The 14291-nt window shown below is 63.4% G+C and carries 12 protein-coding genes; 7 read left to right on the forward strand and 5 right to left on the reverse strand.

All coding sequences use genetic code 11. The annotated features are described in order from the left end of the window. Positions 1–343 precede the first annotated feature (343 nt). Positions 344–1075, reverse strand: a complete 732-nt coding sequence (locus ACWGTI_RS16845; RefSeq protein WP_454588146.1) for an HAD family hydrolase — start codon at positions 1073–1075, stop codon at positions 344–346. Continuing rightward, complete coding sequence (pgi, locus tag ACWGTI_RS16850) at positions 1072–2715, reverse strand: glucose-6-phosphate isomerase (RefSeq protein WP_454588147.1); 1644 nt, start codon at positions 2713–2715, stop codon at positions 1072–1074. The genes ACWGTI_RS16845 and pgi overlap by 4 nt, the downstream gene beginning before the upstream one ends. A gap of 355 nt (positions 2716–3070) precedes the next feature. On the opposite strand from pgi, the gene pdxR reads away from it, so the two are divergent. Both pdxR and ACWGTI_RS16860 read left to right on the forward strand, forming a co-directional pair. Beyond that, positions 3071–4564, forward strand: a complete 1494-nt coding sequence (pdxR, locus tag ACWGTI_RS16855) for a MocR-like pyridoxine biosynthesis transcription factor PdxR (RefSeq protein WP_454588148.1) — start codon at positions 3071–3073, stop codon at positions 4562–4564. A gap of 216 nt (positions 4565–4780) precedes the next feature. Next, positions 4781–6382, forward strand: a complete 1602-nt coding sequence (locus ACWGTI_RS16860; RefSeq protein WP_454588149.1) for a trimethylamine methyltransferase family protein — start codon at positions 4781–4783, stop codon at positions 6380–6382. A 17-nt stretch (positions 6383–6399) separates the two neighbouring features. Here the strand turns inward: ACWGTI_RS16860 and ACWGTI_RS16865 are convergent, their stop codons facing one another. Both ACWGTI_RS16865 and ACWGTI_RS16870 read right to left on the reverse strand, forming a co-directional pair. Continuing rightward, a complete protein-coding gene (locus ACWGTI_RS16865) occupies positions 6400–6798 on the reverse strand; it encodes a hypothetical protein (RefSeq protein ID WP_454588150.1) in 399 nt (132 codons plus the stop codon). 136 nt (positions 6799–6934) lie between these two features. After that, positions 6935–8740, reverse strand: coding sequence for an IlvD/Edd family dehydratase (locus tag ACWGTI_RS16870; RefSeq protein WP_454588151.1), 1806 nt, complete (start codon positions 8738–8740; stop codon positions 6935–6937). Between the two features lie 147 nt (positions 8741–8887). Between ACWGTI_RS16870 and ACWGTI_RS16875 the strand changes: the two genes are divergently transcribed. Further along, positions 8888–9337, forward strand: coding sequence for an SRPBCC family protein (locus ACWGTI_RS16875; protein ID WP_454576661.1), 450 nt, complete (start codon positions 8888–8890; stop codon positions 9335–9337). Positions 9338–9344: 7 nt separating this feature from the next. On the opposite strand, the gene ACWGTI_RS16880 is transcribed toward ACWGTI_RS16875, so the two are convergent. Beyond that, the gene (locus ACWGTI_RS16880) at positions 9345–10514 is read right to left on the reverse strand and encodes an Mrp/NBP35 family ATP-binding protein (protein WP_454588179.1); all 1170 of its coding nucleotides are present in this window, start codon (positions 10512–10514) and stop codon (positions 9345–9347) included. Positions 10515–10687: 173 nt separating this feature from the next. On the opposite strand from ACWGTI_RS16880, the gene ACWGTI_RS16885 reads away from it, so the two are divergent. The 4 genes from ACWGTI_RS16885 (at position 10688) to ACWGTI_RS16900 (ending at position 14284) form a co-directional block, all read left to right on the forward strand. After that, positions 10688–11065 carry a VOC family protein gene (locus ACWGTI_RS16885; RefSeq protein WP_454588152.1) on the forward strand — a complete coding sequence of 126 codons (378 nt, stop codon included), beginning with the start codon at positions 10688–10690 and terminating at the stop codon, positions 11063–11065. 95 nt (positions 11066–11160) lie between these two features. Next, positions 11161–12060: a LysR family transcriptional regulator gene (locus tag ACWGTI_RS16890; protein WP_454588153.1), complete on the forward strand. Its 900-nt coding sequence runs from the start codon at positions 11161–11163 to the stop codon at positions 12058–12060. A gap of 191 nt (positions 12061–12251) precedes the next feature. Continuing rightward, positions 12252–12731, forward strand: coding sequence for a formate dehydrogenase subunit gamma (locus ACWGTI_RS16895; protein WP_454588154.1), 480 nt, complete (start codon positions 12252–12254; stop codon positions 12729–12731). Continuing rightward, positions 12728–14284, forward strand: a complete 1557-nt coding sequence (locus tag ACWGTI_RS16900) for a formate dehydrogenase beta subunit (protein ID WP_454588155.1) — start codon at positions 12728–12730, stop codon at positions 14282–14284. The genes ACWGTI_RS16895 and ACWGTI_RS16900 overlap by 4 nt, the downstream gene beginning before the upstream one ends. Positions 14285–14291 lie beyond the last annotated feature (7 nt).

Consider the following 14291-nt stretch of genomic DNA (forward strand, 5'->3'; position numbering starts at 1 on the left):
GATCGTCGAAGAAATCGACAGCGGTGATTTTTGATGGTTTCACGGTTGTACACAGGCCAAGTTCCCGGGGGAAAGTAGCGGTATCCGAGCGCAACGCAATGTTTGTCGTTGCCACCGCCGGCCGAGATCATCGAATCCTGTCGACGCGAACGCGAAAGGATTCATCACATCGATATACGAGAGGCCCTCAGCATCCTTGCCGTGTCCGGCAAACGGCATTTTAGTCGTCGCGCCAGTCAACGAGTGTGTCCGCTTTCCGAATGCTACCCGAAACCGGACAGGCAGGAAGCGGCCAATCACGGCCATTGACGGCACAGTGCCGTTTTGCCCCTTCCCCTCCCTGTCAGACCGTCTCCTTGACCCGCGCCGACAGAAAGTCGGGGAGGTCGGCAACCGAATCCAGAACGACATCGGCGATCGACGACAGCGATTCCCGCGTGCCGGTGCCGGAGAGGACGCCGACCGCCAGCCCGCAGCCGCCGGCCCGCGCCATCTCCAGGTCGTGACGGTTGTCACCGACCATGGCGATCTCGGCCGGCCGCAGCCCGGTCAGGTCGCAGAAGGCGAGGATCGTGTCCGGCGCTGGTTTCGGATTGGCCACCGCATCATAACCATAGGCGGCGTCGAAGAGCTGGGCGACGCCGAGCGTGACCATGGTCTTCTCCGCGCCGGCGGTTGAATCGTTGGTGGCGACGCCGAGCCGGTAGGATCGTTTGTGCAGCGCCGTCAGCGCTTCGACGATGCCCGGCAGGCCCACCGCCAGAGATGAACCCTGCACCGAGGTGATCTCGTTGAAGCGGGCGACGGCCAGCATCTGGTCCTCGTCGGACAGGCGCGGGAACCACAGTTCAACGACATCCATGTTGGTGCCGGAAGCGAAAATGGAATCCGGTTTGAAGCGCTTGGCGACAAAATCGAAGCCTGCCGCCGAAAGCAGCCTGTCGGCCTTCCAGCGATCGCCCTCGGCGGCATCCATGGCCATGAAATCGGCAATGCCGAGCCATGTCGCATTGAAATCGACGAGCGTGCCGTCCTTGTCGAACAATATGCCCTTGATATCCGCCGGGTTTTTCATGCCGCACCCCGCAATTGCTGGATGCGCGCCACCAGCCCGGCCGTCGAGGCGTCGCGCTTGGCGGCGCTCTCCTTGCCTTCCACGACCGGCAGCAGGCCGGTCGCCAGCTCCTTGCCGAGCTCGACGCCCCACTGGTCGAAGGAGTTGATGTTGAACAGAGTGCCCTCGACAAAAACGCGGTGCTCATAGAGCGCGATCAGCCGGCCGAAGGTGCGCGGGTCGAGCTTGCGATAAAGGATGGTCACCGACGGACGATTGCCGGAGAAGACGCGGTGCGGAGCGATCTTGTCGACATCGGCCGGCTTCATGCCCTTGGCCAGCATCTGCGCGCGCGCCTCTTCCAGCGTGCGGCCCTTCATCAACGCTTCCGACTGCGCCAGGCAATTGGCGAGGAGCAGATCGTGCTGGTGCTTCAGATCGGGCTCATGCCCGACGGCGGCGGCAAGGAACTCGACCGGGATGAAATCGGTGCCCTGATGCAGCAGCTGGAAGAAGGCGTGCTGGCCATTGGTGCCGGGCTCGCCCCAGACCAGCGGTCCGGTTGGCGTCGTCACCGGTGTACCGTCAAGAGTGACGCCCTTGCCGTTCGATTCCATGTCGAGTTGCTGCAGATAGGCCGGAAGCCTGGACAGACGCTGGTCGTAAGGGATGATGGCACGCGCCGGATAACCGCAGACCACGCGATGCCACCAGCCGACCAGTCCCAGCAGCGCCGGCAGGTTCTTCTGCAGGGGCGCGGTGCGGAAGTGCTCGTCCATCTCATGCGCGCCGTCGAGGAAGGCGCGGAAATTGCGCGGGCCGATGGCGATCATCACCGGCAGGCCGATGGCGCCCCACAGCGAATAGCGGCCGCCAACCCAGTCCCAGAAGCCGAAGACGCGGTCGGCTTCGATGCCGAACTTGGCGACCAGGTCGAGCGCGGTCGAGACGGCGGCGAAATGCTTGCCGACGGCATCCTTGCCGAGTGCCTTCTGCACCCATTTGCGCGCCGTCTCGGCATTGGTCATCGTCTCGACCGTGGTGAAGGTCTTCGAGGCGATAATGAACAGGGTGGTTTCCGCCGACAGGCCCTTCAGCGTGTCGTGGATATGGGCGCCGTCAATGTTGGAGACGTAGTGCGCGCGCGGGCCGTCATGATAGGGCGCCAGCGCCAGCGTCGCCATGGCTGGGCCGAGATCGGAGCCGCCAATGCCGATATTGACGATGTCGGTGATCTTCTTGCCGGTGGCGCCGGCGGCCTTGCCGGAGCGAATGGCATCGGCAAACGCGCCCATGGCGTCGAGCACGGCAAGCACATCTGCCTTGACGTCCTGACCGTCGACGGTGACGCCCTTGCCCGAGAGGTTGCGCAGCGCCGTGTGCAGCACAGCGCGGTCCTCGGTGATGTTGATCTTCTTGCCGGAGAACATCGCAGCGCGGCGTCCCTCGAGGTCGGCGGCGCCGGCGAGTTTTTCGAGCAGTTCCATCGTGCGCTGGTCGACCGCGCATTTCGACCAGTCGAGCAAGAGGTCGCCGTCGCTGGCCGAGAATGTCTCGAAGCGCTTGGGGTCGGCGGCAAAAGCCTCGCGCATCGTGCCCGATGCGGCTGCGCGCTCAGCGCGCAAGGCGGCAAGCTGTTTGTCGAAGGACGAGTGATCCAATGCCGGGCTCCTGACGCTTTTTCACGACATCTTATCAGACCGGATGTTTCCGGCGCGTGTCGCGCTGGAGTTATTGAGCCGAATTCCATTTGTTTCAATGCGTGGGGATGACGCAGCGCAACATTGCGGTCGCGGGACACAGCGGCGGGAAGCGATGACGCGATTGGTTGCGCGGGCGTGATGACGCAAGCGTCACCCGGGGAAAACGCGGCGCGACGACGCTGCGCGTCGCGCGAAGGATCACTGGCATAAATCCCAGCGATCAGAAAAATTGATTGGCGCAACCCCTTGTGCCACGGTTACCTTCCGCTGGTCCAGCCAAGCAAAAAAGTTTGGCCATCGAGGAACATCTTCCATGCCACAGCGTAATGACACGGCCATATGGTCCGGCCTGTTCCGGATTTCTGCGGAATCGGGCCAGACACTGCAGGCGCAGATCCGCCAGGCGATCGTCGCCGCCATCCTCGACCGGCAGATCGCGGCTTCGATGCCGCTCCCGTCCTGCCGCATCCTGGCCGAGAAACTCGGCGTCGCGCGCGGCACGGTAGTGCTGGCGTTCCAGCAGCTGGTCGACCAGGGTTTCCTGGTGGCGCGCGAACGGCGCGGCCATTTCGTCAATCCGGACGTGCTGGCCACCCCCGCCAAGCCGCACCAGAAGGCGCCGGACCAGCAGAACGAGATCGACTGGAAGGCGCGCCGGCAGATCGCCGCCAGCGACATGCCGCCGCCGGCCAAGCACGACAACTGGATCAAGTCGTCCTACCCGTTCGTCTATGGCCAGTTCGACCCGGCGCTGTTCCCGACCGCCGAATGGCGCGAGTGCAACCGCATGGCGCTGGCCGTGCTCGAGATCCGCAATTGGGCCTCGGACATGGTCGACCGCGACGATCCGCTGTTGATCGAACAGATCCAGGCGCGGCTCTTGCCGCGGCGCGGCATCTTTGCCAATCCCGACGAGATCATCGTCACGCTGGGCGCCCAGAACGCGCTCTACATGCTGGCGACGCTGCTGATGACCAAGGGCTCGAAGGTGGCAATGGAGGATCCGGGTTATCCCGATGCGCGCTCGATCTTCAGGCTGGCGGGCGCCGACATCCAGCCGGTTCCGGTCGACCAGTCCGGCATCGTAACTTCTTCCATCCCCAACGATTCCGGCTTTGTCTTCGTCACCCCCAGCCACCATTGCCCGACAATGGTTCCGCTGTCGGCGGAGCGCCGGCAGGATCTGTTGGCGCGCGCCAACCGCCACAACCAGATCATCATCGAGGACGGCTATGACAGCCAGCTTCTTGACGAGGCGCCGCAGCAGGCGCTGAAGAGCCTCGACCGCTCGGGCCGCGTCATCTATGTCGGCTCGATGTCGAAGACGCTGGCTCCGGGCCTGCGGCTTGGCTACATCGTGGCGTCCGCTGGACTAATCGCTGAGCTCAGGGCGCTGCGCCGCTTCATGCTGCGGCACCCGCCGGCAAACAACCAGCGTGCCGTCGCCCTGTTCCTGTCGCTCGGCCATCACGAGGCACTGGTGCGACGTCTGTCGTCGGCCTTCGACGAACGCCGCAAGCGTCTGGTCCATGCGATTTCCGCATTCCTGCCGGAATGGCGTTCGACCGACTCCGCCGGCGGCACATCGCTCTGGCTGGAGGGGCCGCGCGGCACCGATTCCCGCGGACTAGCCGAAGCCGCTGCGTCGCGCAGCGTCATTATCGAGCCCGGCGACCGTTTCTTCGACCTCACCGAAAAGCCGTCGCGCTTCATGCGCTTGGGCATCTCCTCGATCGCGCTGCAGCACATCGAACCAGGCATTCGCGAGCTGGCCACCGCAGCCGGACGCAGGCCGGCAGCAGCCTGATACACGGCTTGACTTTGTGAAGGGAGCCGGCGCAAGCCGGCTCCCTTTTGCTTGGCACCATCGCCCCGCTTTAGCTCTCTGGCATATTCGACCATAGCAGCTGGCCCATAGGCTGGGCCAATACCGGCGGCATAGTCGGCTGACAGAGGGGACGAAGCAGGCGACGGTGGACCAATCACCGCGTCCGGTTTCGCAAGATAAGGTGGAGTGCCTCCCATGTCAGTGGCTCTTGAGAAGCAGGATGCGCCCGAGAAGCAGGAGGCTGACCAGCGCTCGCGCCGATCCGGCGGGCGCGAAGCGCGCCGCGCGATGCGGGCCGCACCCTTGGCCGACGACATCAGGCCGGTGCGCGCCGGGCTTGAAGGCGGCAGCTACGGCCCACTCAGCCGGAACGATCAGGAGCGCATCCATGAAGCGGTGCTGACGCTGCTGGAGACCGTCGGCTTCGCCAATGCCATTCCCTCCTGCATCGAGGCGCTGACCGGGGTCGGCGCCATCTACGGCGATGATGGGCGTATTCGCTTCCCCCGCGCACTGGTGCTGGACACGATCAAAAAAGCGGCGCGGAATTTTACGCTGCACGGCCAGGATCCGAGGCATGACATGCTGATCCAGGGCAAGCGGGTGCATTACGGCACCGCAGGTGCCGCGGTGCACCTGGTCGATGTCGAAAAGCGGGAATACCGCGAGTCGCTGGTGCAAGACATTTACGACGCCGCCCGCCTCGTCGAAGGGCTCGACAACATCCACTTCTTCCAGCGGCCGATGGTGCCGCGCGACATTCCCGATCCGCTCGAGATGGACTTCAACACACTCTACGCCTGCGTGATGGGCACGTCCAAGCATGTCGGCACCTCGTTCACTGTGCGCGAGAACGTGCAGCCGGCATTGGAGATGCTCTATGCGATCGCCGGCGGCGAGGAGAATTTCCGCGCCCGGCCCTTCGTCTCCAACTCCAACTGCTTCGTCGTGCCGCCGATGAAATTTGCCGAGGACGCCTGCGGCGTGCTCGAAGCCTGCGTCGAAGGCGGCATTCCGATCCTGCTCTTGTCGGCCGGCCAGGCCGGCGCCACCGCCCCGGCGGCGATTGCAGGTGCTGTCGTGCAAGCGGTGGCGGAAGTGCTTGCCGGCCTCGTCTATGTCAACGCCATCAAGCCCGGACACCCCGCGATCTTCGGCACCTGGCCATTCGTCTCCGACCTCAGGACCGGCGCCATGTCGGGCGGCTCGGCCGAGCAGGCGGTGCTGACTTCCGCCTGCGCGCAGATGGCGCAATTCTATGACCTTCCGGGTGGTTCGGCCGCGGGCATGACGGATTCCAAACTGCCCGACATCCAGTCCGGCTATGAAAAGGGCATCACCGATGTGATGGCCGGCCTTGCCGGCCTCAACCTGGTCTATGAATCGGCCGGCATGCATGCCTCGCTGCTCGGCTTCTGCCTGGAAAGCCTGATCATCGACAACGACATGCTGGGCCATTGCCTGCGTTGCGTGCGCGGCATCGAGGTGACCGACGAAGCGCTGTCGATCGACACCATCGCTGAAGTCTGTATGAACGGCCCCGGCCACTATCTCGGCAATGAGCAGACGCTGCGCCTGATGCAGACCGAGTACTTTTATCCGGCTGTCGGCGACCGCTTTTCTCCCAAGGAATGGAACGAGAAGGGCAGGCCCGACATCCTGCAGCGGGCGATCATCGAGAAGAAGCGGGTGCTTGCCGAGCGCTTCCCTCGCCATGTGCCGAAGCTGCTCGACGACAAGTTGCGCGCCCGCTTCGGCGAGATGATCAAGTTGCCGCGCAGCGGCATGGGCGGGTAAGCCTTACCTTACGAAAATCAGTCCGCGCTTAGTCCAAAACGCTCGACGACCTCGCTGCTGATCAGCTTGCCGTGCAGCGCCATCAGCACGATCTGCGCGTCCAGGCTGTCGCCGGTCTCAAGCGCTGCTTCGATGCGGCGCTCGGCGCCCAGCCGTCGCTCCGGGCCGTTGGCCTGCCCGAATGTCTCCGGCCCGGCGACGCAATAACTGAACAGCTGCGCCACAGACCGGTAGGCGTCCGGCGGCGGCTCGTCTGGCCAATGATCCTTCATCAGGTTTACGATGGTGAGCTTTACGCCCTCGGGAACAAGGGCCGGATGAAGATCGGCGCCGCGCAGTGCGCTGTCTAGTTCCCGCAAGTCGCCCGAGCGGCCGAACATGCCGAGAAAACCGAGGGAAGAGCGCCGTTTGGCCAAGGGTCTCATCCTTTGAACAGGACGTGTCGAGAGGGCTTATCTGTAGGTCCATCTCGACCGATACAAGAGCGCCAGCATGAGAAAAGGCGGCCTGCCCGAGGGCAAGCCGCCTTTGACTTCACCAAGGTTATAGCACTCAGTGGTTGTCGCGCGGCACGCCCCTGGTGTGCGCCACATCTTGGTATTTCACCGCCGGCTTCAGCACCATTCCCTGGTCGAACTGGTCGACGATGCCGCGCTGGATTTCCTGCCATGGCGTCTGGTGCTGCGGATAGTGGAAGCCGCCATTGCCCTGGAGTGCTGCGCGCCGCTTGGCGATTTCGTCGTCGCTGACAAGGATGTTGGCGGTGCCCTTGTTCAGGTCGATGCGCACGCGGTCGCCGGTCTTGAGCAGCGCCAGGCCGCCACCGATAGCCGCTTCCGGTGAGGCGTTGAGGATCGACGGCGAGCCCGACGTGCCAGACTGGCGGCCGTCGCCGATGCAGGCCAGCGCATGGATGCCCTTCTTGATGAGGTAGGCTGGCGGCTGCATGTTGACGACCTCGGCGCCGCCGGGATAGCCGATCGGGCCGGCGCCGCGCATGAACAGGATGGTGTGCTCGTCGATGCCTTGCGCCGGATCGTCGATGCGGGCGTGGTAATCCTCCGGCCCGTCGAAGACCATGGCGTTGCCTTCAAAGGCTTCCGGGTCTTTCGGGTTGGACAGATAGCGCTCGCGGAACTCCGGCGAAATGCCGCTGGTCTTCATGATCGCCGAATCGAAGAGATTGCCGCTGAGGTTGATGAAGCCGGCATTGGCCTTGAGCGGCTTGTCGGCGCTGCGGATGACATCCCGGTTCTCGTTGGCCACGCCGCGGCAATTGTCGCCGATCGACTTGCCGTTGACGGTCACAGCGTCGGGGTGCGGCAAAAGTCCGGCCTTCAAAAGCTCGGCCACCACGGCCGGCACGCCGCCGGCATGGTGGTAGTCCTCGCCGAGATACTCACCCGTCGGCTGCAGATTGACGAGCAGTGGCACGTTGAGGCCGACCTTCTGCCAGTCGTCATTGTCGAGCGGCACGCCGAGATGGCGGGCGATGGCATTGAGGTGGATCGGCGCGTTGGTCGAGCCGCCGATGGCCGAATTGACGACAATGGCGTTCTCGAACGCATGCCGTGTCATGATGTCGGACGGCTTCAGATCCTCATGCACCATGTCGACGATGCGCTTGCCCGTCTCATAGGCTATCTGGCCGCGCTCGCGATAGGGCGCTGGAATGGCGGCCGAGCCCGGCAACTGCATGCCGAGGGCCTCGGCCAGCGAATTCATCGTGGTGGCGGTGCCCATCGTGTTGCAATAGCCGGTGGACGGCGCCGAAGAGGCGACAATGTCCATGAACTCGTCATAGTCGATCTCGCCGGCCGATAGCCGCTGGCGCGATTCCCAGACGATGGTGCCGGAGCCCGTGCGCTTGCCCTTGTGCCAGCCATTGAGCATCGGGCCGACCGACAGCGCGATCGCCGGAATGTTGACGGTCGCCGCCGCCATCAGCAGCGCCGGCGTGGTCTTGTCGCAGCCGATAGTCAGCACGACGCCGTCGAGCGGATAACCGTAAAGCACCTCGACGAGGCCGAGGTAGGCAAGGTTGCGGTCGAGCGCCGCGGTCGGGCGCTTGCCGGTTTCCTGGATCGGATGACAGGGGAATTCAAAGGGAATGCCGCCCATCGAGACGATGCCTTCGCGCACGCGCTTGGCCAGCTCGATATGGTGGCGGTTGCAAGGCGACAGATCCGAGCCTGTCTGGGCGATGCCGATCAGCGGTTTGCCCGACATCAGTTCGGCCCGCGTCAGCCCGTAGTTCAGGTAGCGTTCGAGATAGAGCGCGGTCATGCCCGGATTGTCGGGATTGTCGAACCACTCCTGCGAGCGAAATTTCTTCTTCCTGGTGGGGGCGCCTGCCATCGTGGTCTCCGTATTTGTAAGACAAATCGATATGGCAACGCGCGGAAGCAGGCAAGAGGGCGCACGGTCGCAACCGGACTTTGGTGCGATAGACATGCATCGAGCGCTGCGTTAGGCCTTTGAACAGTCTGGTGCGGGGAGGTTTGCATGGCTTTGGTGATCGAAGGCGAGGAACGCATTGTCGCACCTCTGCAGAAAGTGTGGGAGGCGCTGAACGATCCGAACGTGCTGCGGGAGAGCATTCCCGGCTGCCAGAGCCTGGAGATGAAATCGCCGACCGAAATGGCAGCGACCGTGGTGCTGAAGATCGGGCCTATCAAGGCGACGTTCAACGGCGAAGTGACGCTGAAAAACCTCAAGCCACCGCACGCCTACACCATACAGGGCGAAGGCAAGGGTGGCATTGCCGGCTTCGCCAAGGGCGGCGCCGATGTGACGCTGACAGCGGACGGGCCGGATGCGACGGTGCTCAAATACGCGGCCAAAGCCGATGTCGGCGGCAAGATCGCTCAGCTCGGCAGCCGGCTGATCGAATCGACGTCGAAGAAATTGGCGGGTCAGTTCTTTTCGACGTTCGGCGAGAAGGTGGGCGGTTAAGTCTCTCTCACTCGAACACGATGCTCGGCACCGCCGCTTCGGCCGCGCCGCGTTCTTCGTTGACTCGGTCCCAGATCTTCGAAGCAATATCGCGGTAAATCTTCGCCTCGGGGCTATCGGGCTTCGACGCCACCACGGGCGCACCTTCATCCGAGCTTTCGCGAATGCCCATTTCCAGCGGCACCTCGCCAAGGAAGGTCACGCCGAGGCGCTCGGCTTCGCGCCGCGCCCCGCCATGGCCAAAAATGTCGTAGCGCTTGCCAGTGTCGGGCGCGACGAAATAGCTCATGTTCTCGACGATGCCGAGCAGCGGTACGTCGACCTTCTTGAACATGTTCAGCCCCTTGCGCGCGTCGATCAGCGCCAGATCCTGCGGCGTCGAGACGATGACGGCGCCGGCCAGCGGCACCTGTTGGGCCATGGTCAGCTGGGCGTCGCCGGTGCCGGGCGGCATGTCGACGACGAGCACGTCGAGCCGGCCCCATTCGACTTCGCGCAGCATCTGCGTCAGCGCCGACATCACCATCGGGCCGCGCCAGATCATCGGCGTCTCCTCATCGACGAGGAAGCCCATCGACATTACCTTGAGACCGTAATTCTCCATCGGTTTCAGGATCTTGCCGTCGACGGTCTGCGGCCGGCCATGGATGTTGAGCAGCCTGGGCATTGACGGGCCATAGATGTCGGCATCGAGCACGCCGACGCGCAAACCGTTGGCGGCGAGCCCGAGCGCGATGTTGACGGCGGTGGTCGACTTGCCGACGCCACCCTTGCCTGACGCAACCGCAATGATCGCCTCGATGCCGGGCACGCCGCGCTTGCCCGAGCTGTGCGAGGCTGGGGCGTGCGGAGCCGCGCGTGGCGCAGTTGGCGGAGCCGGTCTGGGTGCGGGGCGCGCCGGCACCGGCGCCTCCATGCCGCCGCCCTTCTTTTCAGCCGTCAGCGCGACGACGGCGCCGGCGACACCGGGAATCGCCTTGACGACGCGCTCGGCGGCCGCGCGCAGCGGCTCCATCTCCTGCGCACGGGCAGCGGGAACCGTGATTGAAAAGAACACTTTCGAATCGGCGATGAAAATCTCGGAGACCATGCCGAGGTCGACGATGTTGCCGGTGAAATCCGGTCCGTTGACCGTCTTCAGGCGCTCGATGACGGTTTCCTTGGTGACGGCCATGATCTTTTCCTCAGCGTTCGGCACCTCAGATAATGTAGTTTTCGGAGAGAACCAAGCAGCCGCCTCGACGCACCCTTGGCTTCTGCGAGCGAGAGCTCCGGCGCACGTCGCCAAACAGGGCGCGCGACCTATTTCAATGACCAGCATGAGGGAGACAATCAGGGAAGGATACGATTATGCTCGCAAACAGCAACGCAACGGCCAACATCGCAGTGAAGGACTTGGCGAGAGCAAAGGCCTTTTATGAAGGAACGCTAGGCCTCAAGCAGGTGGACAACATTGGCGATGAGTTGGTCGTCTACAAAAGCGGCGACACGGTCATCAATGTCTATCACTCGCAATTCGCGGGAACCAACAAGGCGACGGTGGTGACCTGGACGGTCGGCGACCAAATCGAAGCTATTGTCAAATCGCTAAGATCGAAGGGCGTCACCTTCGAACATTACGAGATGCCTGGTCTTTCGCTCGAGGGCGATATCCATGTCGGCTCCGGCATGAAAGTCGCCTGGTTCAAGGACCCGGACGGCAACATCCTGAACGTCGTGGATAAATAGTCCCGGCCAACGATTTCCAGTCTGCGGGCAAGATTGTGTTGTTGTGGCGCCGGCACCATCTGGCGCAGCCGTCCCGCGCTGGCTAGCCTGCAGGCATGATCGACAAGCTGGAATTCTTCATCACGCTGGCCAAGGAGGAGCATTTCGGCCGGGCGGCGGAAGCGTGCGGCGTCACCCAGCCGACCTTGTCGGCCGGCATCAAGCAGCTGGAGGGGCAGCTCGGGGTCATGCTGGTCAATCGCGGCTCACGCTTCCAGGGGCTGACGCCGGAAGGCAAGCAGGTGCTGGTCTGGGCGCGCCGCATCGTCGGCGACTCCAGGACCATGCGCGAAGAGATGCGGGCGGCGCGCTACGGCCTGTCCGGGCGCATTCGCATCGCCGCTATTCCGACGGCTTTGGCCATGGTGGCGCGCCTGACGACGCCATTTCGCGAAAAGCATCCGGGCGTCACCTTCTCGGTGCTTTCGCGAACTTCGATCGAGGTGCTGTCGCTGCTCGGCAATTTCGACATCGATGCCGGCATCACCTATCTCGACAATGAGCCCCTGGGGCGGGTGACCAGCGTGCCTCTCTATGACGAACGCTATCAACTGATCACGGCTGTGGGCAATCCCTATTCCGACCGCGACAAAGTGACTTGGGCCGAGATCAGCCAGTTGCCGCTCTGCCTGTTGACGCCGGACATGCAGAACCGCCGCATCATCGACCAGCATCTGGCCGAGGCCGGGGTGCAGGTGCGACCGACATTGGAATCCAATTCGATGATCGTGCTGTTTTCGCATATCAGGACCGGCAAATGGTCATCGATCATGCCGCTTAACCTTGCGGAAACATTCGGCTTTTCCGAGCCGATCCGGGCCATTCCGATCGTCGAGCCAGACGCCAGCCACACGGTCGGGCTGGTGGCGACGCCGCGCGAACCGCACACGCCGCTGGTGCAGGCGCTGCTGGACGAGGCGATGGCGCTGGCAGACGATTTCCACGCCAATCGCTGAGCTAGTCATAGCTGGTGAAACGGCACGATAGAAATTTTCTATCGTGCAACGAAACCGCTTTATTGATTTCAGAGGTTTTCTCTGAAATCTTAAGCACTTAGCGATAAAGCGGCGCAGGCATGTCGTTGTTCCAAAACCACTTCATGCTTTTGGACGATATGCATGGATCGCTACGATAGGGAGGGCGCTGCGTGCCAATGCAGCCTGCAAGTACCGAGATACAGTCGCGCACGGCGGCCATTATTCAGGAGTTGAAGGACCTTGAGGGTCCGCTGCTGCCGATCCTCCACGGCATCCAGGAAGAATTTGGCCACGTACCGCAGGACGCGGTGCCTGTCATCGCCGATGGGCTGAACCTGTCGAGGGCCGAGGTGCACGGTGTCGTGACCTTCTATCATGATTTCCGTGCCCGGCCGGCCGGCCGGCACGTGCTCAAGCTGTGCCAGGCGGAAGCTTGCCAGTCGATGGGTTCGGATGCGATCGCCGCAAAGGTCAAACAATTGCTCGGCATCGATTTCCATGAGACCACCCGCGACGGATCGGTTACACTTGAGCCTGTCTATTGCCTCGGGCTTTGCGCCTGTTCACCGTCGGCGATGCTGGATGGTGAGGTGATCGGGCGGCTCGATGACGAGAAGCTCGAAGAGATCGTCGCGGAGGTACGCTCATGATCCCGCGCATCTACATTCCAGGTGACTCCGGCGCGCTGGCGCTCGGCGCCGAAAAGGTCGCCAAGGCGATTCGTGCGGAACTGGCCGAACGGGGCATCGAGGCCAAGATCGTGCGCAACGGCTCGCGCGGCGCCTATTTCCTCGAACCGATGGTCGAGGTCGCGACCGCCGAGGGCCGCGTCGCTTACGGGCCGGTGAAGCCTTCCGATGTCAAGAGCCTGTTCGACAGCGGCTTCCTCAAGGGTGGCCATCACAAGCGCTGGCTGGGCGCGCCGGACAAGATCCCGTTCCTGGCCAAGCAGACGCGCCTGACCTTCGCGCGTTGCGGCATCAACGACCCGCTGTCGCTCGACGCCTACAAGTCGCTCGGCGGACTGAAGGGCCTGCAGAACGCGGTGGCCATGGCGCCGCTCGACATCGTCAAGCAGGTCACGGAATCGGGCTTGCGCGGTCGTGGCGGCGCTGGCTTTCCGACCGGCATCAAGTGGAAGACGGTGCTCGATACCGCCGGTGAGCGCAAGTACATCGTGTGCAACGCCGACGAAGGCGACAGCGCCACCTTCGCCGACCGCATGATCATGGAGGGCGACCCCTTCGTGCTCATCGAAGGCATGGCGATCGCCGGCATCGCCACCGGCGCGACCAAGGGTTTCGTCTACATCCGCTCGGAGTATCCGCATGCGGTGGCGACGATGAACAAGGCCGTCGAGATTGCCCGCAAGCACGGCGTGCTCGGCGTCAACGTGCTGGGTTCGCCGAACGCCTTCGACATGGAAATCCGCGTCGGCGCCGGCGCCTATGTCTGCGGTGAGGAAACGTCGTTGCTGAACAGCCTTGAAGGCAAGCGCGGCGTGGTGCGGGCCAAGCCACCGCTGCCCGCGATCCAGGGATTGTTCGGCAAGCCGACGGTGATCAACAATGTCATCTCGCTGGCTTCCGTGCCGATCATCATGGACAAGGGCGCGGCTTTCTACAAGGATTTCGGCATGGGCCGCTCGCGCGGCACGATCCCGATACAGATCGCCGGCAACGTCAAGTTCGGCGGCCTGTTCGAGGCGGCCTTCGGCATGACGCTGGGCGAAATCGTCGACGATATCGGTGGCGGTACGGCCACCGGTCGCCCGGTGAAGGCGGTGCAGGTCGGCGGCCCGCTCGGCGCCTATTTCCCGCGCGCGCTGTTCGACACACCGTTCGACTATGAAGAATTCGCCAAGCGTGACGGGCTGATCGGCCATGCCGGCCTCACCGTGTTCGACGACACCTCCGACATGCTGAAGCAGGCGCGCTTCGCCATGGAATTCTGCGCCATCGAGAGCTGCGGCAAGTGCACGCCATGCCGCATCGGCTCGATACGTGGGGTGGAGACCATCGACAGACTTGCCGCCGGCATCGAGCCGGAAAAGAACCTGGCTCTGGTCACCGATCTCTGCAACACGATGAAGTTCGGATCGCTCTGCGCGCTGGGCGGCTTCACGCCCTACCCGGTGATGAGCTCGATCACCCATTTCCCCGAAGATTTCAAGCCCGCGCCGGCGCGCGCGGCTGCTGAATAGGAGCTGG

The sequence above is a fragment of the Mesorhizobium sp. ArgA1 genome (genome assembly GCF_053714375.1).